The sequence below is a fragment of the Planctomyces sp. SH-PL14 genome, assembly GCF_001610835.1.
Taxonomy (GTDB): Bacteria; Planctomycetota; Planctomycetia; order Planctomycetales; family Planctomycetaceae; genus Planctomyces_A.
Genome location: NZ_CP011270.1, coordinates 2864546 through 2885233 on the forward strand (window position 1 = coordinate 2864546; position 20688 = coordinate 2885233).

Annotated in this window: 15 protein-coding genes; 8 read left to right on the forward strand and 7 right to left on the reverse strand. The window is 65.6% G+C overall.

The window, feature by feature from the left end; genetic code table 11:
• Positions 1 to 216: 216 nt before the first annotated feature.
• On the forward strand, positions 217 to 2223 hold the full coding sequence (locus tag VT03_RS11200; RefSeq protein WP_075093062.1) for a c-type cytochrome domain-containing protein: 2007 nt from the start codon (positions 217 to 219) through the stop codon (positions 2221 to 2223).
• Between the two features lie 441 nt (positions 2224 to 2664).
• On the opposite strand, the gene tgt is transcribed toward VT03_RS11200, so the two are convergent.
• Positions 2665 to 3813: a tRNA guanosine(34) transglycosylase Tgt gene (gene tgt, locus VT03_RS11205; protein ID WP_075093063.1), complete on the reverse strand. Its 1149-nt coding sequence runs from the start codon at positions 3811 to 3813 to the stop codon at positions 2665 to 2667.
• A 105-nt stretch (positions 3814 to 3918) separates the two neighbouring features.
• On the opposite strand from tgt, the gene VT03_RS11210 reads away from it, so the two are divergent.
• The 3 genes from VT03_RS11210 (at position 3919) to VT03_RS11220 (ending at position 6978) form a co-directional block, all read left to right on the forward strand.
• Positions 3919 to 5358, forward strand: coding sequence for a hypothetical protein (locus tag VT03_RS11210; RefSeq protein ID WP_075093064.1), 1440 nt, complete (start codon positions 3919 to 3921; stop codon positions 5356 to 5358).
• Between the two features lie 97 nt (positions 5359 to 5455).
• Positions 5456 to 6430, forward strand: a complete 975-nt coding sequence (locus VT03_RS11215) for a DUF4375 domain-containing protein (RefSeq protein WP_075093065.1) — start codon at positions 5456 to 5458, stop codon at positions 6428 to 6430.
• Between the two features lie 95 nt (positions 6431 to 6525).
• Entirely contained in the window at positions 6526 to 6978 is a 453-nt protein-coding gene (locus VT03_RS11220; protein ID WP_075093066.1) for a YkgJ family cysteine cluster protein, read from the forward strand.
• Between the two features lie 66 nt (positions 6979 to 7044).
• Here the strand turns inward: VT03_RS11220 and VT03_RS11225 are convergent, their stop codons facing one another.
• Entirely contained in the window at positions 7045 to 7281 is a 237-nt protein-coding gene (locus tag VT03_RS11225; protein WP_075093067.1) for a (2Fe-2S)-binding protein, read from the reverse strand.
• A gap of 139 nt (positions 7282 to 7420) precedes the next feature.
• Positions 7421 to 8338, reverse strand: a complete 918-nt coding sequence (locus VT03_RS11230; RefSeq protein WP_075093068.1) for a uracil-DNA glycosylase — start codon at positions 8336 to 8338, stop codon at positions 7421 to 7423.
• 359 nt (positions 8339 to 8697) lie between these two features.
• On the opposite strand from VT03_RS11230, the gene VT03_RS11235 reads away from it, so the two are divergent.
• The 3 genes from VT03_RS11235 to VT03_RS11245 all read left to right on the forward strand — a co-directional run bounded on the left by VT03_RS11235 (position 8698) and on the right by VT03_RS11245 (position 11059).
• Complete coding sequence (locus tag VT03_RS11235) at positions 8698 to 9639, forward strand: TerC family protein (protein WP_075093069.1); 942 nt, start codon at positions 8698 to 8700, stop codon at positions 9637 to 9639.
• Positions 9640 to 9759: 120 nt separating this feature from the next.
• Positions 9760 to 10560, forward strand: a complete 801-nt coding sequence (trpC, locus tag VT03_RS11240; RefSeq protein ID WP_075093070.1) for an indole-3-glycerol phosphate synthase TrpC — start codon at positions 9760 to 9762, stop codon at positions 10558 to 10560.
• Between the two features lie 13 nt (positions 10561 to 10573).
• Positions 10574 to 11059, forward strand: a complete 486-nt coding sequence (locus VT03_RS11245; protein ID WP_156514421.1) for a hypothetical protein — start codon at positions 10574 to 10576, stop codon at positions 11057 to 11059.
• A 323-nt stretch (positions 11060 to 11382) separates the two neighbouring features.
• Here the strand turns inward: VT03_RS11245 and VT03_RS11250 are convergent, their stop codons facing one another.
• Positions 11383 to 14511, reverse strand: a complete 3129-nt coding sequence (locus VT03_RS11250; protein WP_075093072.1) for a DUF1549 domain-containing protein — start codon at positions 14509 to 14511, stop codon at positions 11383 to 11385.
• Positions 14512 to 14787: 276 nt separating this feature from the next.
• A complete protein-coding gene (gene mgtE, locus VT03_RS11255) occupies positions 14788 to 16191 on the reverse strand; it encodes a magnesium transporter (RefSeq protein WP_231870644.1) in 1404 nt (467 codons plus the stop codon).
• Between the two features lie 528 nt (positions 16192 to 16719).
• Here mgtE and VT03_RS11260 point away from each other — a divergent pair.
• The gene (locus tag VT03_RS11260; RefSeq protein ID WP_075093073.1) at positions 16720 to 18021 is read left to right on the forward strand and encodes a GDSL-type esterase/lipase family protein; all 1302 of its coding nucleotides are present in this window, start codon (positions 16720 to 16722) and stop codon (positions 18019 to 18021) included.
• A 133-nt stretch (positions 18022 to 18154) separates the two neighbouring features.
• Here VT03_RS11260 and VT03_RS11265 read toward each other — a convergent pair whose 3' ends face one another.
• On the reverse strand, positions 18155 to 19135 hold the full coding sequence (locus VT03_RS11265) for a phosphotransferase enzyme family protein (RefSeq protein WP_075093074.1): 981 nt from the start codon (positions 19133 to 19135) through the stop codon (positions 18155 to 18157).
• Between the two features lie 87 nt (positions 19136 to 19222).
• Entirely contained in the window at positions 19223 to 20200 is a 978-nt protein-coding gene (locus tag VT03_RS11270) for a hypothetical protein (protein ID WP_075093075.1), read from the reverse strand.
• Positions 20201 to 20688: the final 488 nt, after the last annotated feature.

Consider the following 20688-nt stretch of genomic DNA (forward strand, 5'->3'; position numbering starts at 1 on the left):
CCTGTCTCGGCACGGCCGGAGCAAACTTCTCCGAACCTTGACACCCGCGCCCCGTCTCGGCACCTTACAAATCGACGTTCACGCATGTGACTGTCGCTCCGAGTCCCTCCTCCCCCGACCGATGGACGCCCGGTCCATCTCCCGGTCCACTGTTGACCGGCCCCGCCCGCTCGCCTCCCTCGCCCCCAGCCCGCCTAGGGAAAGCTGTCTATGCCCATGTCGTTCCTTCGCGCGTTCTCGCTCCTGGCCGTTCTGTTCGGAGTGACGTCCGTCGGTCTGGCGGACGATGCCGCGCTGACGCAGCTCAAGACCGAGTCCGATGCCGCCAAGACCCAGAGCACGGCGGCCGCCGCGGCTCATCAGGAGGGGGCCGGCAAGCTGCGGATGCTGGAGCAGCAGCTCCTCAAGGCCAAGCGGGAGCTGGACCTCGCGAACAAGCGTCTCAAGGAGCAGCAGGACGCGCTCCCCAAGCAGCAGGAAGCCCTGACCAAGGCGACCGAGCCGAAGACCGCGGCGGACAAGGCGCTCGAAGAGGCGACCAAGGGGGCTGCCGAAGCAAACAAGGGAGTCGAGGAAGCGGCCAAGCGGGCGGAAGAAGCGGCCAAGACCAACGACGCCAAGCAGATCGAAGAGGCCAAGAAGGCACAGGACGAGAGCAAGAAGACGCTCGAGCAGAAGAACAAAGTCGTCGAGGAGAAGAAGAAGGCCCTGGAAGGCGTGACGAAGCCGTTCGCGGACGCCGACGCCGTCGTCAAGAAGACGAACGAAACGATCGCCGCCGCCCAGCAGACGATTACGACCTCGAACGAAGCGATCGCCAAGCTCGATCCCGAAGTGACCGCCCTCAAGGGACAGGTCCCGCAGCTGGAGGCGGCCTCGACCACCGCGCGGCAGGCCTACATCGCCAAGCAGAAGGGGGTCGAGCAGCACCTCAAGGGAATGGGGCAGTGGGTCTCGTTCTCGCAGGAGGTCGCGCCGGTCTTCTACCAGCGGTGCCTCGCCTGCCACAACGCCCGGATGGCCAAGGGGCGGTTCAACATGGAGAACTACGCCGCGATCATGAAGGGGGGGGAGTCGGGCGCCGCTATTGAGCCGGGGAAGACCGACAGCAATCTCTGCCAGCAGATCGCCGACGGCACGATGCCCCAGGACGCCGACCCGCTGACCGCGGAGCAGATCGCCCTCGTCAACAAGTGGGTCCAGCTCGGAGCCCAGCTCGACGTCGGCGTCGAGCCGACTGCGGCCCTGATCCGGGTTATCCCCAAGTTCACGCAGCCCGCCGCGCCGGAGGCCTATCCGGTCCCGGTCTCGGTCGCCGCCGTCGCGATCAGCCCCGATGGAAAACTGCTGGCGACCGGGGGCTACCACGAGCTTCTGCTGTGGGACATGGAGCAGGGGACGATCGTCCGCCGGATCGGCAACGTCGCGGAACGGGTCCATCACATCGTCTTCCATCCCGACAACCAGCGGATCGTCATTGCGGCGGGCACGCCGGGGCAGGTCGGGGAAGCGAAGGTCTTCCAGATCGCCGACGGCAAGCTCCTCGCCGATCTCGTGACGACCGAGGACTCCGTTTTCGGCGTCGCCCTTAGTCCGGACGGGAACCGCCTCGCCACCTGCGGCGCGGATCGGACGGTTCACATCTTCGACGTCGCGACCTGGAAGGAAGAAGTCCTCATCGAAGACCACGCCGACTGGGTGATGGACGTCGCCTGGTCGCCCGACGGCAAGCGGATCGCGACCGCGAGCCGTGACAAGACGTCGAAGGTCTTCGACAGCAAGACGGGTGACGGCGTCGCGACGTTCAGCGCGCACTCGGACGCGGTCTACACCGTCGGCTTCCTGGCGGACAACGAGCACGTCATCTCCGGTGGCAGCGACAAGCAGCTCCGGGTCTGGAAGATCGCCGACTCGAAGCAGGCCCGCAATATGGGACTCGGCGGCGAAGTTCTCCGGCTCCGGATTCTGCCGGACAACCGTGTCGTCTGTGCCAGTGCCGACAAGACGGCCCGGCTGTACAACGCGGCGGACGGCAAGCAGCTCAAGAACTTCCAGGGCTCGAAGGACTGGCTTTACACGGTTGATTTCCATCCGGCGACGAATAAGGTCGTGACCGGCAGCTTTGACGGGGAGATTCGGTTGTGGAACGCCGAGTCGGAGAAGGTGGAGAAGTCCTGGACCGGCTCTCCGGGGATCGCTGCTCCGCAGACGGCGGCGAAGTAATTGCGAGGGCTGCGAGTTTTCCCGGGTCCAGGGGCTACCCTGGTGGGGAGTGCAGAGGGGCAACGCCCCTTTGCCCGCCGGAGGCCCGTCTCGTCTCGATCTCTCTGAAAGAGCGAGGGGCCAACCGCGGACAAGGTGCCGGATGCCCCCCTATCTAACCCGCGGGGATTGCAAAGCCAGCGGTGGGATGTGAGGGAGTCCTCAACGCTGGTGCCACAAGGGGGACATCCGTTGTGTCCCACGGTTCGTCATCGAAGAGGCCTCCGGCGGCAAGGGGGTGAGACCCCCTTGACCCCAGCGGCCGAAGAACATTGGGTTTGAGCAAAGGGAGCTACGCCGGCAAGGACGCGGTTCGAGACAGCGGGAGCAGAACGCGTCCTTCTGCGCAATACCCACGCTGTGCTTCAGTGAACAAAGATCGGAGTTGCAAACAACGCATCTTCAGATCGCGGCGTCGCCGTCACCCTTGCCCGTCCCCTCCAACCGCGATTGCGCCAGAATCCGCTCGCGGAACGCCGGCACCGTCCCCTCACGGATCGCCCGCCGCAACCCCTTCATGACGTCCTGGTAGTACGCCAGGTTGTGGACCGAGATCAGCATCGGCCCCAGCATCTCGTCGGCCTGGAACAGGTGCCGCAGATAGCCGCGGCTGAAACCGTGGCACGCCGGGCAGGCACAGTCCGGATCGAGCGGCCCCGTATCCCGCTGGTGCTTCTGGTTCCGCAGCTTGACGATCCCGCGGCTCGTGAACGCGGTCGCGTTCCGCCCGTTGCGGGTCGGCATCACGCAGTCGAACAGATCGATCCCCCGCATCACCGCCTCGACGAGGTCGATCGGCCGGCCGACCCCCATCAGGTACCGCGGCTTCCGTTCCGGCAGGACCGGGACCGTGAAGTCGAGCGTCCGGTACATCTGCTCGGGACTCTCGCCGACGCTCAGCCCCCCAACGGCGTATCCCGGGAACTCGATCGGCAGCAGCTCCGACGCCGACCGGATCCGCATCCCCTCGTCGATTCCCCCCTGGACGATCCCGAACAGTGCCTGGTCCGCGCGGCGGTGGGCATCGCGGCAGCGGCGGGCCCAGGCGGTCGTCCGCGCGACCGCGGCGGCGATGACGTCCAGCGGCGCATCGGCCGGCGGACACTCGTCGAGGCACATGATGCAGTCCGCCCCCAGGTCCTCCTGGATCTGGACCGCTTTCTCCGGCGAGAGATGCAGCAGCGTGCCGTCGAGATGCGACTTGAAGACGACCTCGTCGTCGGACAGTTTTCGCGCGGAGGCGAGGCTGAAGACCTGGAAGCCGCCGCTGTCGGTCAGGATCGGCCCGGACCACTGCATGAATTCGTGGAGACCGCCCAGGTCCCGCACCACCTCCGGTCCGGGCCGGATCGCGAGGTGATACGTGTTGGCCAGGATCATCGTCGCGCCGAGGTCGGCGAGCTGATGCGGCCAGACCCCCTTGACGGTCCCCCGCGTCCCGACCGGCATGAAGGCGGGAGTCTCGACCGTCCCGTGCGGCGTCACCCATCGGCCGCGGCGGGCCCGGGTGGCGGTGTCGGTCTGGTCGAGGAAGAACTCAAATGCACTCATGGGATCGGCACGGTATTCTGCTGGAGCGCCTCGGGAAAGCGTGGATGTCGCCGCTTCCGGCCGATCGTCGGAAGCGGGCGGCACTGATTTCGTCAAAGGTCCGTCATGGCTGAGCAGTACGTTCCCGGTCCGCCCCCCGTCGTCGGCATTCCTCCGCTGGCCGGCCTCTGCACCTTCGAGGAGGCGTCGCGGGAGGGGCTTTCGGTCGATGCCGCGGTGTCGTGGCTCAAGCGGCTGCACTTCGCCTTCGTCCGGCTCCACGAGATCCTGATTGCCCGGATTCCGTCGGAGCCGCAATACGAGCTCAAGACCGCCTACAGCCACCACGCCTATCTCTGCGCGGAGCACGCGACCGCCATCCGGACCCGCGTGAGCGAGATGCGGGAGCCGCCGCTGGGACTGGAGGTCGTCCCGCATCCGGGGCTGGCGTACGTCTTCGATGAGATCGAGTCCGCTCCCTCCTCCCGGGAACTCGTCTGGGGGGCCTACGGCATCATGCTCCTGGCGGTCCAGGATGCGCTCGCGAAATACCTCGAACGGACGAACCGGCTGGCGGATGCCCCGTCGGCGCGGCTCGTGCGGTTCGCCGACCTCGAAGTCGCCGACATGCTCCGCTTCGGCGAAACCGCCCTCGCCGCGCTCCTCTCTCCGGCGGAGCGCAAAGCCCTGCAGCCCTGGACGGCGTCCCTCGGACAGGCTCTCGCCGCCGCGGGCGGGCTGTCGGGCCAAGCAGGTCCGCTGAGCGAAACGCTTCCTGAGCGGAACTTCTCCGCGCGGCCGCGAGCCTTCGATCCGGTCCCGCGCCGCGACGCCCGGTTTCAGGACCCGTACAACGCCGGCGTGAACCCGGAGGCCTTCCTCTACGACGAGCGGTTCTCCTCGCGCGACAAGACGCTGATGATGTTCTACAAGCGCCTGCGGGAGATCGACGTCCCGGAGATGATGGCCAGCATCCTGGCGGAGACCCCGGGCAAGCCGTGGGGCTTCTACCGCGACATGTCCCGCCAGCTCTGGGACGAAGCTCGCCACGCCATGATGGGGGAAGTCGGGTTCCGGTCTCTCGGCATCGACTGGACCGCCATCCCGATCAACTTCACCTGGTCGCTCAACCTCAACACGCAGCTCACCGCCCAGGAACGGCACGCCGTCCTGTTCTACATCGAGCAGGGGCTCATGCCCCGGACGGGCAAGCGGTACGAGTGGGAAGTCGGCACCGCCTCCGGAAACCCGCTCTCGGGGGTCTTCCAGGACTTCGACTGGGCCGATGAAGTCCTCCACGCCCAGATCGGCCGGCAGTGGTACGTCCCCGGATTCGCCGGCCTGAACGAAGCGCTCGCCTACGGCGACCAGTGCTGGTCCCGCGTCCTGAGCCACTGGCACGAATACCGGGACCAGGGACTGACCGAGCACCGAAACTGGTGGCCCGAAGTGTACCGCTCCGCTTGCGAGACCTGGGGAGTCGCCCCCGATCCCGAGGGGATGGCGTTCTCGGAAACGTATGCGACCGTGCGGGCGGATTTGAAGACGATCTCGGCATCAGGATGACAACGTGATCGAGGCGCCGGATCGAAGTCCGCGGATCAGACGTCAGAAGTCATCGTCTGAGGAATCAGCCCTTCGCCATGAATAGGGCACGAGAAGGATGAGCGGGTATCTGTCACGGGAACACGAAGTCATCCATCGTCTGACGACGTCGACGGATCTGGCCGTCCGCGACGCATTGCTCCAGGAACTGGAATGCCTGCGGGTCGAGAGGTGCCACTTCCACGAGCGGTGGCGGTGGATCTACGACGTTGGCGAGTTCCACTGCTGGACTGAAACTGGCTACGACCCGTCGCTGTCACAGTGGCCCCGCGATATCCAACTGCTGGGGGCGATGGCATACGGTGTGTCAGACATCCAGAACGGCGGCCTCCACCAGTTCTTCGGGAACGAGACGGGGACGATGGCTCCCGAGATGGCGGAGTGGTGCGAACGAAATGATCTGCCGCACATCGCCGACATCCTGCGCGAGGCGATGGCGATCGTCGGTGATCCTTATCCGCGATCGCAGTCGGAACGTCGTCAGATCCTCACCGCCTGGATCACCGAAATGGGTTTCGAGAAAGGTCGCGAGGCTTGGGATCCGTTCCAGTCGCTCGATTCCCGGTTCTACGAGACCTGGGAGAGTGTCTCGTTCGACGATACCGCGGATCGCTGGTTGCGGGACGTCTGCGGCATTCGAAGCCTTCGGCAACTTCCTCCCGGCGTCGTCGATTTCGGCCCCTTTTCGAACCACTTCGTCCGCGCCTACTGGAACGATCGCGCGACTCATCCAGACGGCGAGCCGATGCCCCTGACGGTCGATCAGGTCCTGGAGAAGATTCGGCACCATACCGCTTCGGCCGATTTCCGGACCTTCCGGATCCAGATGGGCAACCCTTTCGGTGCTCCTCTGGTGACCACATTTCAGCGAGAGGGGAATGACTGGAGCGTCGTCGGATTTCGGGAGGGTGGCGAGGACTTGTTGCAGGAGCCGAAGGCCGCGGCCGTCCGATCGAGGCTGAATCGCGTTTTCGAAACCTGCCGGCAGCTTCTGGCGCTCCCAACGGACCGACCAGACGGCGTGTCTCCTTGAAACGCGCGGCGGCGTCCCGTTCCGATCCCTGACGAACGCCGAGGCTGCGGTTACACTCCCCGCGTCGCGAAAACCCATCTCATTCGCCAATCCCCATGATCTCGGCCGTCGTCACCAAGATGAAAAAGGAAGACCTTCCCGCCGGGGAGGTCCTCTGCAGCTACTGCAGCGGGAAGTGCTGCCGGTACTTCGCGCTGCCGATCGACAAGCCGGAGGAGCGGAAAGAGTACGAGAACATCCGCTGGTTCATGCTCCACGGGCGGGTCGGGCTCTTCGTCGAAGGGGAGACGTGGTACCTGATGGTCTTTAACGACTGTCGCCACCTGCTGCCCGACAACCGCTGCGGAATCTACGAGACCCGGCCGACGATCTGTCGCACGTACTCCACCGACAACTGCGAGTACGACGACGACGGGATCTACGACCAGTATTTTGAGGCTCCCGAGCAGATGTGGGAGTACATGCAGGCGATGCTTCCGGCCGAGCGGCCGCGGAAGTTTTCGGTCGAGCCGCCTCATCCGGCGGAGATTTCGCTGCCGGTGATCTGATCAGGGCCGGCGGCCGGGTGATCGCCAGGAGAGCGGACAGCCGAGCCGGTTCCATCAGACCGGCTTCTAGAGATTGCGTCTCAGCGGACAGCTTCCGCAGGCGCCGATGATGTCGTTGATCCGCCGATGGCAGCAGGTGCAGCCGTCTCCGGCTCCCGTCATCGACCGGACATCTTTCCAGGTCTCCGCGCCGCAAGCCGAGACGGCATTGACGATTTCGGACTGACGAACGGCGAGACACCGGCAGACGATCGGGTCGTCTTGCGCGGGAAGAGAAGCCGTCAGATCAGTTTGCCGAACCATTGTCGCCGCCAGAGCAGTCGCAATTGAGACGCTGTCTCAGTAAGCGTATCGGCGATCAGAATGACCGTCAAACTCTGGAAGTTGAATTTCCAGTAATGAGGAGGGGGCACGGTTACAGAATGCGGCGCCCGTCCGGCCTCTACGGGGCGGGCGGGGTCAGCCCCATGTCGGCGAGCAGGAACTTCATGTCGTCCCACACCGGTTTTTTTGCCTCCGGGTTCCGCAGGAGGTACGACGGGTGGTAGGTGCAGAGGACCTTCGCCTCCCCGTGGCGGTAGAATCGCCCGCGCATCTTTCCGATCGAATCTGTAACGCCCATCAGGTTTTGCGCCGCGACGGAGCCCCAGCACACGATGTACTCGGGGCGGACGGTCTCGATCTGCCCGTCGAGGTATTCGCGGCAGTTGGCCGCCTCGGTCGGCAGCGGCGTCCGGTTCCCCGGCGGGCGGCAGCGGAGGATGTTGCAGATATAGAGGTCTTCCCGCTTCCAGCCGCAGGCGGTGATGATCCGGTTGAGAAGCTGCCCGGCCCGCCCCACGAACGGCTCTCCCTGGGCATCCTCGTCCGCCCCCGGGGCCTCGCCGATGAACATCACCGTGGCATTGGGGTTGCCGACGCCAAAGACTGTCTGAGTCCGGGTTTGCGCCAGTTCCTGACAGCGGACGCACTGCGCGACGCGGGCCGCCAGCGCGGCGAGGCGGTCCTGTCGGCTCTGGAGGGAGTCGGCGCGAGCGGGCGGCATGTCGTCCGGTTCGGTGAGACTGGCCGCAGCGGCCGGCGGAGGAGCAGGGGAAGCGGCGGCCGCCCGTTCAACTGCGAGGATTTCCCGCGGCGGGGGGCCGACTTCGGGCTCGATTTCGACCGGAGGAGCGGGGGCAGCAGGGACCGGCGCGGCCGCCACGGGAGGAGTGGGGGAAGCCGGCGGAACCGGAACCTCCGCCTCAGGAACGGCCGCCGCGTCCGCGGCTGACGCCGGCGGGCTGTTGGGAACGTGCGTCAGCCCTGCGAACTTCCAGCTGTCGAGCCACTGGCGGCGTGCAATCTGTTCGTTCGGCATGGTCAAACCTGTCCACGGCTCCGGCAGGAGGCGGACTGCGTTTTAGAGGCGGAAATCCGAAAGTCCAAGCCTGAAGGGCCCGTAGCCGGATCCAGCCGCGAGGTGATTCCGGCGCCGGCCGATCGGCGGGCGGGCCCCGGTTTTCCTCACAAGCGGCATTCCGGCAGCCCGCGCCGCGAAATCGCCGTGAAACGGAAGCGTTTTGAGCGGTCCGGGGCAACTCGCCAGCCGTTCCCGCTTTCTGCGTGAATCTCTGCGGAATGCGATTCGCGAGAGCGGGGGTACGGATGTCGCATCCCCCTCGGCACGCGGCTAGAATCCGCGGTCTTGTGGATCCGTAGGACCTTTGAGGAGTGGCGGTGGACGCGTTGTTTGGCGGCTCGATGACGAATCTGCTCGCATTCTCGGGTCCGTGGGGCCAGGAGTTCGAATGGGGCCACCTCGGTCTCATCGGGCTGCTGATCGTCCTCGAAGGGGTTCTGTCGATCGACAATGCGCTCGTCCTGGGGCTGCTGGCGAAGCGGCTTCCCAAGGCGCAGCAGCCCCGGGCGCTGACCTACGGACTCGTCGGGGCGTTCGTCTTCCGGTTCATCGCCATCGCCACCGCCAGCTACCTGCTGCGGTGGTGGGTCGTGAAGCTCCTTGGCGGCGGGTACCTGCTGTACGTCGCGCTCAAGCACTTCTTCTTCGAGACGCAGGAAGAAGTGGATGAGACGATCACCTCCGACGCCGCCGGCCAGCCGCGCATCGTCGAGCGGACGACCGGCCGCGAACTGACCGACACCGAAGAAGAGGTCGAGATCGCCGAGCGCGTTCCCGTCCCGGTCTCCGAAGAGGTCATGCGGAAGGAAGAAGCGGCCGCGCGGGTCTCGGCCCGCAAGTTCTGGTCGACGGTACTCGTGATCGAGCTGACCGACATCGCCTTCGCGATCGACTCGATCCTGGCGGCGATCGCGCTCGTCGGGACCCCGCCGAAGGGCCATCCCGAGACCGCGCCGCACCCGCAGCTGTGGGTCGTCATCGCCGGCGGCATCCTGGGCGTGATCCTGATGCGGTTCGCCGCCGTCCTGTTCATCAAGCTCCTCGAGAAGTTCCCGCGGTTCGAAACCGCCGCGTATCTCCTGGTCTGCGTGATCGGCGGCAAGCTGCTGGCGGACTGGTGGTTCAACTCGACGACGAAGACGGTCCTGGACTTCCACAGCCCGCATTCGCCGGCCTTCTGGACCTTCTGGATCGCGATGCTGGTCTCGTTCTGCGTCGGCTTCATCCGCAGCAAGCCGAAGCCCGAGGCGGCCGCCTGACGCGGCCTCGGACCGATTTCGCCGGTTGATGACCAAAGACGGCCCCAACCTTCTCGGGCTCTCCCGTCTCTGGCTGAGAACTGACCACTGAGAACCGAGAACTCTCCCCAAGCCAGTCGCATGTCAGACGTGTTGGCCCGGATCGTCGAGCACAAGCGGACCGAGATCGCGGAGGCGAAGCGCCGCGTTCCGGTGACCGATCTCCTGGAGCAGTTGCCGGCCTCGCCGCCGGTCCGGGACTTCATCGGCTCGATCCGCGCGCGCGGCCCGATCGGTCTGATCGCCGAGGTCAAGAAGGCGAGTCCTTCGGCCGGGCTGATCCGCGACGACTTCGATCCGGTGAAGATCGCCAGCGTTTACGCCGGGAGCGGCGCGGCGTGCATCAGCGTGCTGACCGATGAAAAATTCTTTCAGGGGCATCTCGAGTTCCTGCGGCAGATCCGGGCGGCGGTTTCGATTCCGCTGCTGCGGAAGGATTTCATCCTCGACCGTTACCAGATCCTCGAAGGCCGCATCGCCGGCGCGGACGCCGTCCTGCTCATCGCCGAGTGCCTCAGCGACGACGAACTGACGGACCTGTACGCCTACACCCGCGAGCTCGGGATGGAGGCCCTGATCGAGCTGTACGAGCCGGAGAATCTTGAACGGGTCCTGAAGGTCGAGCCGCGGCTCGTCGGCGTGAACAACCGCGACCTGCGGTCGTTCAAGACGGATCTCGGCCACTCCGCGACGATTCGGGCTCAGGTTCCCCGTTCGGTCTGTTTCGTTAGCGAGAGCGGGATCGAGACCCGTCAGCACGTCGAGTCCTTGATCGCTTCGGATGTCGATGCCATTCTCGTCGGGGAGACGCTGATGCGGTCGGCCGACATCGGCGGCAAGGTTCGCGAGCTCCTTGGTCTTTCGACGCCGCAATCCGTATGACTCGGCGAGTAGCATGACTCGACTGGCACTTTGTCTGGCCCGCCTCTGTGCCTCCGCGTGGGTCGGAGCCGCAGTTCTGTTCGTGATTGTTTCGGTGGGGCAGGTTCTTTCGCGGCAGTTCACGTCGGAAGTGACGGACCGGCTCGTTGCGCTGCGGTTTCCGCCGTATTACCTGTTCGGGTTCGGGCTCGTGGGGGCGGCGCTGCTGGGGACGCTGCTTGGGTGGCGGCACGTGGGAAGCGGGCGCCGGGCCGGGGTGGTGAGCGTTCTTCTGGTGTTGGCTCTGGTTCTGATGGCGGGGGACTATCTGGCGATTTACCGGCCGCTGATTGCGATGATCACGCCGCCTGGGCAGACCCGGACCACGGACTTTGAGCGGTATCATCATGCGTCGGAGCTGGCGAATACGGTACACCTCGGGCTTGTGATGCTGGCGGCTCTGCTGTTGAACTGGCCGCCGGCATCCCGTGACGACGCATCACCACGCAGCCGCACCTGACCTCATCCGGGTCCAGGGGCACCCTGGTGGGGAGTGCAGAGGGGCAACGCCCCTTTGCCCGCCGGAGGCCTGGCCGTCGAGAGATGTCTGAAGGAGATCGTGTCCAGACGCGGACGACGTGCCGGATGCCCCCTCACCAACCCGCGGGGAGTTCAAAGCGAGCGATGAGTTCTCAGCGCCGGTACCACAAAGGGGACATCCGTTTCGTCCCATAGTTCCTCATAGAAGAGGCCTCCGGCGGCAAGGGGGCGAGGCCCCCTTGACCCCAGCGGCCATGGCACAATGGGTTTGAGCTATGGATGTCGCGCCGGCAAGAACGCGGATCAGTCGATGTAGACGAACTCGTTCAGACTAAAGATCGCCTGCGCCAGATCCGTCCGCGCCACCACCTCTCCATCACTCCGCCCCGCGTCCGCATACCGCCGGCTCTGCGACTCAAAGAACCCCACCGCCGCCCGCCGCTCCGCCTCATTCGGCTCCCGACCAAACGCCAGCCGGTATCCCGCAGTTACCGTCGCCTCCGGACTCTCCCGCTGCATCTGCCTCGCAAACGCCTCCGAATACTCCCGCCCCTGCGGACTGTTGAGGAACATCAGCGCCTGCGGAGCAATCGTCGTCGTCGGCCGCTGCCCAATGCTGACCAGGTGCTCCGGCCAGTCGAAGAGCATCATCACGGGGATCAGCCCGCTCCGCTTGATCTGGAAATACACGCTCCGCCGCCGCATCCCCTGATCGAGCGTCCCCGCCGCATACATCGTCGGATCCAAGAGCCCCGAGACCGCCAGCATCGCATCCCGGATCGGCTCCGCCTCCAGCCGCTGCGGCGCCCGCCGCCAGTGCAGAACGTTCTCCCGGTCCACGCTCGCCCGCGCCTCGTCGAACGCGCCGTCCTGCATGTAAACCTGACTCGTCATCATCAGCTTGTGCAGCCGCTTCAGCGTCCAGCCGTTCCGGACCAGATCGCCCGCCAGCCACTCCAGCAGCTCGGGATGCGACGGCTTCTCCCCCTGGATCCCAAAGTCGTTCGGTGTCGCCACCAGCCCCCGGCCAAAGTGATGCTGCCACAACCGGTTGACCACAACCCGCGCGGCCAGGTTCCCCGCTCCGCGGTCCGGATCCGTGATCCAGTGCGCGAGCGACGCCCGGCGGAACGACGTCTGCTTCCAACCTTCCGGCGGTGAGACGGCCCACGCCGCCGGCTCCGCCCCCTGCGGCATCAAGACCTGCAGGAAGCCCAGCGAAGCCGCGTCCCCCTTCTGATTCACATCCCCACGCTTGAGGACGTAGGTCTCCGGATAGAAGTGCGGGAACCCGCGGCCGTCGGCATGGTGCGGCAGGTGCGGCCGCCCCTCAGTCGTCACGAGAACCTTCGTGAGCTGAACTCCGGAACCCTTGTCGGTGAGCTCCTTGACAGCGGCGGTCCGCTTCGCCCACTCGGGGCTCTTCGCCCGGAACCACGCCAGCCCGGTCGGCCACGCGCCACTGGCCGGGTCCGGATTCGCTTTCAATGCAACGAGGGCCTCCCGGATCGCCGGATCGAGCGTCGTCCCGCCGACCACCAGATCCGGGCTCGCCTGCGAGGACACCGACAAACGGAACCGTCCGAGCGAGTGCTTCGGATTGGGATGCGTCATCTTGAGGACGACGGTCAGCCGCGCTCCTTCGGCAAGGGCGACCGGCGTCTCGAACTCGAACACGGCCGCCTGATCCCTCCCGATCCCGCCAGCATCGACCGCCCACCCTGTTCCGTCCGCGGGATCGAGCGATGCCGCGACCGACAGGTCTCCCATGTTCTGCTGATGCGTCGCCCGGGCGCTCTTGAGCCGGACCGGCACCGGTTCCCCGGTCCCCGAGAGCGGAGCGGCGGTGACCGTGATTTCGCTCAGGACAAAGTTCCCGTTCCCGGCCCTGCCCGGCCCCTTCTGCGGAAGCGAGTCGTGCGTCAGGGCCTCCAGACGGAGAGCCGTCACGTTCGGCAGCCGCGTCTCCCCGGTGATGGTGACCGTCTCGGTCGCGGGGGCGTTCCCGGAAGCGAGGAACGCCCCATCCCCCTGGAGGGCGTAGGCGCTCTTCTTCGCGGCCGAGACCTGCGGAGCGGCCAGCAGGTCCCACGGACCGAGCGCCTGCTGCGGATCAAACGTCGTCAGCCACTGCCGGAACTCGTCCGGCAGCTTCGCCGCCTCGTAGTCCCGGACCTCCTTCTCGAGCTCCTCCCTGCGGAGCGTGAACTGCCGCAGCCGCTCCGCGTTGGCGGCCGGTTCGAGGTCCATGTCGACCTCGCTCCGGATCGCGGTCGTGAAGGCCGAAGCCAGCCGGTAGTAGTCGCGGGCGGGGATCGGATCAAACTTGTGGTCGTGGCACCGGGCACAGCCGATTGACAGCCCCAGGAACGCAACGCCGGTCGTGGCCACGATGTCGTCCAGCTCGTCGTAGCGGGCGGACTCAAACTCCGCCTCGGTCAGCTGCGTCGGGAATGCCCCCGCCCCGATGAATCCCGTCGCCATCATCGCCAGCTGGTCGTTCGGCGCCAGTTCGTCTCCCGCCAGCTGCCACTTCACGAACTGCGGGTACGGCATGTCCTGATTGAAGGCTTTGATCAAGAAGTTGCGGTAGTGGTAAGCCGTGTTGCGGTCGTAGTCCTGCTCATACCCGTGCGACTCCGCATAGCGGGCCACGTCCATCCAGTGCCGCGCCCAGCGTTCGCCGTAGTGCTCTGATTCCAGCAGCCGGTCGACGAGTTTTTCATACGCCGCCGGATCGGGATCGTTCACGAACCGGTCGACCTGATCCGGCGTCGGCGGAAGCCCGAGGAGGTCGAAGTACGCCCGGCGGATCAGGACGCGGCGCGAAGCGGCTGCGTTTCCGTGAAGCCCCTTCGCCTCCTGCGCCGCGGCAATAAACCGGTCGATCGGCGTCCGGCACCAGGTCTCATTCCGCACCGCGGGGATTGCCGGTGCCGCGAGCGGACGGAACGACCAGAACTGGCGGTCCGCATCGGTGACGACCATCTCCTTCGGTGCCGCGACCGGCCCGTCGGTCAGCGGCTTGTCATAAGGCGCCCCGAGCTCGATCCACTTCTTGAGGGCCTTCAGCTGCTCCTCCGGCAGCTTGTCTTTCTGCAGGGGCATGAAGGGCTCAGCCGTCCGGGCGACAACCGCGTAGAGATGGCTGTCCTCAGCGGTCTCGCCCAGCATCCCGCTCTCTTCGAGTTTCTCCCGTGTCGAGAGATCGAAGTCCGCTTTGACCGACTTCCCGCCGTGGCAGTCGAGGCATTCCTTGACCAGGATCGCCCGGACCGTGCTCTTGAAGAGGGCCGTCCCCTGCTTGACCCGCTCAACATGATCCGGCGCGACGGCTCCCTTCGGCTCCGCGGCCAGAAGCGAACTGGCCACGAGGAGGAGGGCGACTAGGGACAACAGGAGCCCGGGCACAGGCAAGCGGGATCGCGGCATGGCGTTCGTTCGGAGGCGGGAAGAACGGCAGGAGAATCCATCGGCGGGAACCGATTCATCCTATCGGCGTCCAGGGCGCGGCGATAGCGGAGCGTCGCCGGTTTCCGGCGGTGTGAGGGCGGAGAGCGACGTGTGGGAGGGCGAGGCTCCGGCCGAGCCGCGGCGATGCAAAGGAACTCTCGAACTGCACATCGCTGAGAACCTTCGCGGCTCAGCAGGAGCTTCGCCCTCCCGCGGCTGCGATCACGTTGCGCGTTGGTCAAGTATGCCCGCCACTCAAAGCCATCCCGTGACGGTCGCCAGGTCCAGCGGTACGCCGGCCACCTTCACCGCCGCGCCGACCAGGCTGCGGGCGATGTTGTAGTAGATCACCACCCCGCCGATATCGCTCAGCGAGGCAATCAGCGGGTTCGACATGATCGCCGGATCGGCGCCCATCTTCCGCAGTCCGAGCGGCAGCATCGATCCGGTCAGCGTCCCCATCGTGACGACCATCAGCACGGTCATCCCGATCACGCTCGACTGCTTGATGCTCCCCAGAAGCAGCATCCCCGCCAGGAAGGCAATCGAGGCCAGCGTGCTCCCCAGCAGGAGTCCGATGCGGAACTCCCGCCAGGCGATCTGCTGGATGTGACCTTCCGTCTCGTTCTGGCTGATGGCCCGCACGACGAGCGTTGCCGACTGCGACCCGGCGTTCCCCCCGCTGGCGAGGACGAGGGGCAGGAACAGCACCATCCAGTTCCCGTGCGCCCCGGGCTCGAACAGGTTGATGACGTGCGCCGTCAGGCACGACGCGAACATCAGGATCACCAGCCAGATCCCCCGTTTCCAGGCGAGCGTGAAGAACGGCGTATCGAGGTAGCTGTCTTCGAGAGGCGCCACGGCCCCGAGTCGGTGGGCGTCCTCGGTCGCCTCTTCGACGGTGACCTCCGTCGCGTCGTCGTGGGTCACGATCCCGACGAGCTTGTTGTGGTTGTCGACGACCGGGATGGCGATGAAGCCGTACTTCGACATCTCCTGGGCGACGAACTCCTGGTCGTCGTCGACCCGGACGGAGATGACCCGCGTGTCCATGATGTCCGACAGGATCGCCCCCGCCTTGGCCTGGAGCAGGCGGCGGAGCGTCAGGAAGCCGATGAGGTGGCGTTCCTTGTCGGTGATGTAGATGTAGTAGATGGTTTCGCTGTGCGGTGCCTGTTCGCGGAGGAGGTCCATCGCCTCGATGACCGTGATGTTGGCGGGGAGCGAGGCGTAGTCGGTCGTCATGATCGACCCCGCGCTTCCTTCCGGGTAGGAGAGGAGGCGGCGGATGTCGTTGCGGGCGGGCTGGGCGACGAGCGGCAGGAGTGTTTCGACGAAGGCGTCGTCGAGGCGGTCGAGAAGGTCGACGCGGTCGTCCGCCGACATCTGCTCAATGACTTTGGAGAGGTGTTCCTGGTCGACGGATTTGACGAGGTCTTCCTGGTAGGGGAGCGAGAAGAACTCGAAGATCTCGGCTTCGCGTACGGGGGTGGAGTGTTTGAGGACGTCCCAGGTTTTGGCGGGGTCCCAGCCTTCCATGACTTCGGCGATGACGCCGGGGTGGAGGGCGTTGCAGAACTCCGCCATGCCGAAGTCGTCGTGCTCCTCGATCATCATCACGAGTTCGGGGAGGAACAGGGAGTTGTAGATCGAGGGCATGGCCGGCGGTCTGAGCGGGTCGGTCGGATTCGGGGAATAGTAGCGCGTCGCGGTGGGTGGGATGAGTCTCCAAGCGGGGGAATCGGGAAGAACGGTCGATCTTGCGGAGGGGCGGGAGACTTCGAGATTCCGTCTCTTGCCGCGCCCAATGCGTCTTCTCGCCGGCGCGGCTGTGCCACCTCAAACCCAACTTGCTACGGCAGCCTGGGGTCAAGGGGTTTCGACCCCTTGCCGCCGGAGGCGCTTCCATGAGGAACCGTGGTAAGCAACGGACGACCACTTTGTGGAACCGACGTTGAGGACTCCCCGCTCGCTCTGGAATCTCCGCGGGTTGGTGAGGGGGTATCCGGCACAGTGTTCGCGTTTGGACACGATCTCCTTCAGACATCTCTCGACGAGAAGGCCTCCGGCGGGCAAAGGGGCGTTGCCCCTCTGCACTCCCCACCAGGGTGCCCCTGGACCCGGTATTGGCTGACTGCCACTTTGCACACTGGTAACTTCCGATGCGATCGGCCACGATCGCCCACCATGAACAGAACATCTCGCTTCGGCCGCACTCTCCTCCTCTCTCTCTCCCTCACTTGCGCGTCGTTCCCGGCTGCTTACGCCCAGGACAAACCCGCAACCAAAATCGAACTCCCCGCCACGGACGACGGACTCCCCGGCGAAGGTCCCATCCGCCGCTACGACTGGTTTAAAAACCTCTGGACCCAGAAACGCACCGCCTGGGCCAAACGAGTCCAGGAAGACCAGAAAGCCCTCGTCTTCCTCGGCGACTCCATCACCCAGGGCTGGGGCGACAACCTCGGCAACAGCTTCCCCGGCGTCAAAGTCGCCAACCGCGGCATCAGCGGCGACACCACCCGCGGCATGCTCATCCGCCTGAAGGACGACGTCCTCTCCCTCAACCCCACCGGCGTCGTCATGCTGATGGGAACAAACGACCTCGAAGAACAGGCCACCCCCGAACAGATCGCCGGCAACCTCAAGCGGATCGTGGCCGAACTCAAGAGCCACAACGACAAGATGCCGATCGTTCTCTGCCTCGTCTTCCCCAGTTCGGAAACAAAGAAACGCCCCGCCGACAAGATCAAGGCGATCAACACCCTCTACGCCGCCGCCGTGAAGGGGGACCCCCAGGTCACGGTCATCGACACCTACGCCCTCTTTGCCGACGACAAAGGAGACGCCAAGAAGGAAGAGTTCCCGGACCTGCTCCACCCGAATGCCGCCGGCTACGCCAAGTGGGCTGCCTCCCTCCGCCCGATCCTCGCGACCCTCGACTTCCTCGAAACGACCGACGACGACTTCGAGTACGAGCCGGGCGCGATCCGGCTGTTCAACGGCAAGGATCTCACCGGCTGGGGCTTCCGCGAACCGAAGACCCTCGCCGCCGGCGAAACGTTCGACGGCAAGACCGCCAGCTCCGACGGCCGATACGTCGCCAAGCACGGCCGGCTGATCGTCACGACCCCGCCGGAAGGCCGCCGCATCCAGCAGCTCTGGACCAAGCAGGAGTTCCCCAAAGACTTCACGCTCAAGCTCGAGTTCCGCGCCACGCCGAACGCCGATAGCGGCGTCTTCATCCGCAAGCCGCAGCTCCAGTGCCGCGACTACCCGCTGGCCGGCCCCTACAAGATGCTGACGAAGTACCGGCCGCAGGACTGGAACGAGCTTGTGGTTGTGGTGAAGGACAAGACCGCTCACTGCACCTGCAACGGCGAAGTCTTGGAAGCGGCCTACGCGCTTCCGGAGACCGGCCCGATCGGCCTCGAAGGGGATCGCGGCCAGATGGAATACCGCCGGATCCGCCTCGTCGAAACGCCGTGACAAGTCGGAGGCCACTGACCGTTCTGCCTTGATCTGTGTGCATCTGTGTTCATCTGTGGCTTAAGAGTTTTCAGCCACAGATGAACACAGATAAACACGGATAGGAGGGAGAGCAGAGTCAGGCTTCATCAAATCACGCAGTCACATCGAGGACCGGCGTGGCCCCCGCTTCGACGTTTCTCCGCATCTCGTCCATCCCCTCCCGGAAGGACTCGCGAACGGCGGCGAGGTCGACCGTCCGGCAGTAGTGCGTGTAGATGATCGCTTCCCGCAGGATCAGGAACTGCCGCAGGAGATCGGCGTCGATTTCGACGTGCGGCCGAACGCCGCGATAGCCGGCCAGGAAGGCGTCCCAGCGCTCTCCGATCCGCGCAGCGAGCTCGTCGGCCGGGACCCGGTTCAGGAGCCGGCAGTAGATGGAGTCGTACAGGATCGTGGCGAAATCCTGCTCGATCGGCCCGTGCTCGCAGTTGTCGAAGTCGAAGAGGGTCAGCCGTCCGTCGTCGACGAAGACGTTCGAGAACGAGATGTCGGCGTGCAGCAGCCCCAGCCGGTGCTCAACCTGCGGCGCCAACCTCGCCACGAGGGAGCGAGCCGCTGCGCGAAAGCCTCCGACGGACGCGGCTGTGTACCGCTCGATATCGCCGTTCAGCAGCCGCGACGCGTGCCACGGTGCGCGGGCCGAAGTGGAGTCCGCCGCCGCCGTCCGGTCGTCGAACACCGCCGCGTGCAGCCGCGCGGTCACTTCTCCGAGGCGGGCGTGGAACTCCGGAGTGAGATCCGCGATCTCGACCGCTCGGCCGGGAGCCCTGTCGAAGCAGACGACGAGATAGTCTTTGCCGTCGATCGAAACGACGTGACAGCGTTGGCCCTCGCTCGAGAGTCGAGCCCGGCAGACCGGCACGTCCTGGCGGGCCAGGTTCTCGATCCAATCCAGCTCCGCTTCGACCTCCGCCAGCGTCCGGCTGCGGCCGGAGGACACCCGCAGCACCGCGGGATCGTCCGGAGAACCGCATTCATAAACGTGGTTCTGCGACGAACGGATCCACCGCAGTTCGTCGGCCTGAAAGCCGAACGGCCGGCCAAGTCGAGTCAGCAGGCTGCGGTCCAGCATAAGACGACTTCGGAATCAGCCCGCAGCCGCCAGTCGGCCGGATGTTCTCCGGCTGAAAACTGACGACTGACAACTAAGAACTCCCCACTACTCCGCCTGCATCGCCACGCGGGCTCGGCCAGCCGGCTCCGGAGCGTCGAGGCCTCCGAGCAGCGATTCCCGGACGCGGCGGGGAATCATCGGGAGTGGCGGAAGCTCGAGCGGGGTCTGGCCGCGGACGATCGCGTCCGGCTCGCTCATGAGCGGCTGGGCCCGGCGGGCCGGCACCGAGATCGCGAGCTGCGGATCCTCCTGCGTCCGGATCGGCGGGCTTCCCGCCATGACCCAGCCCTGCCACTTCCCTTCGAGCTCAGCGACGCCGCGGTAGCCGTAGTGCTGCCGGGTCGCCTGTTCCCAGCCGTGCTGATGGGCGTCTTGTAGGAATTGCAAATAGGTCGCCCGGCCCGTCTTCCCCTTCTGCTGCACCAGGAACTCGGCCAGCGAGTACCCCTCGGCGTAGAGAGTCAGCGTCTTCCGCATGTCCTTGGGATACTCGGCGATGTCGAACAGCTCGGCGAGCGGGATCCGCTGGTTCTTCTGGATCACGTCGTTGAGAAGGGCGATCTGCCGCATCCGCTCCGACTCATGCTCGCACAGGCTCGCCGCTCCTTCGTCCGCCCAGCGGGGAAGCGGGCGGCGGAAATGCGTCGCGAAGATCGTGTGGTTGACCTCGTGAGGGATGACGGAGTCGAGGACCCGCTCGAGCGTCCCCTGCACGTTCATGTTCCAGCCGAAGACTTCGCCCCGGTCGAACGTGAACGTCGTGGCCCCGCCGGCGCCGAGCTGCCCCACCTTGACCGAGATCCGGCACGATTCCCGCCAGGGCGGAAACTCCTGGCCGAGCCACTCGATGGCAAGGGACTTGCGGTAGTACTCGGCTGTCTTGGCCACCTTCTCGGCGATCTCGTCCGTCGGTGCGGTGACGACGAAATTGCGAGTGGAATAGGTTCCCCCCCACACGGAGGTGGCGAACCCGAACACCAAGAGTACAGACAGCCAGCTGCGGGCGGTCGCATCCATGCGCATCGAATCGCGTTCCAGTAAGAGCCAAAGGGGGGAGTGGCGGCGATCCCCAGGACCAGTTCGAGTCGATTCGAACCGCTGCAACCGGGTGATCGTTCGGCGCGCCGCGTTCCGTGCGGAGGGCCGATCCGGCGATTTGCGAACGCTATGCCGCAATTTCTGCCGGTTCGTGTGCGGGGGGACTCTACCGCAACAGATGCTGACGCCGCAAGAAGATACGGCAATTCCCCGCTTCGTGATCGTTTCTCCAGACGCCGCAAGGATTTGTAAAAGTTGCAGGAATTCGGCAATTCCGCCTGCTTTCAATGCAGGGGCCGGGAGGCCGTCTCGACAGCGCGCAAATCGTCGCCCTATAAAGCCGCACCCTTCGTCGGCCGTTCCGTGCCGACCCACGTTTGGTCACGTCCGGTTCCTCCCCCCCTCCAGCGTCCTTCCGTCCCGCCCTCCCGGCGGGTCCGAGCGACACCCCTCCTTGTCCCCTCCGAACCGCG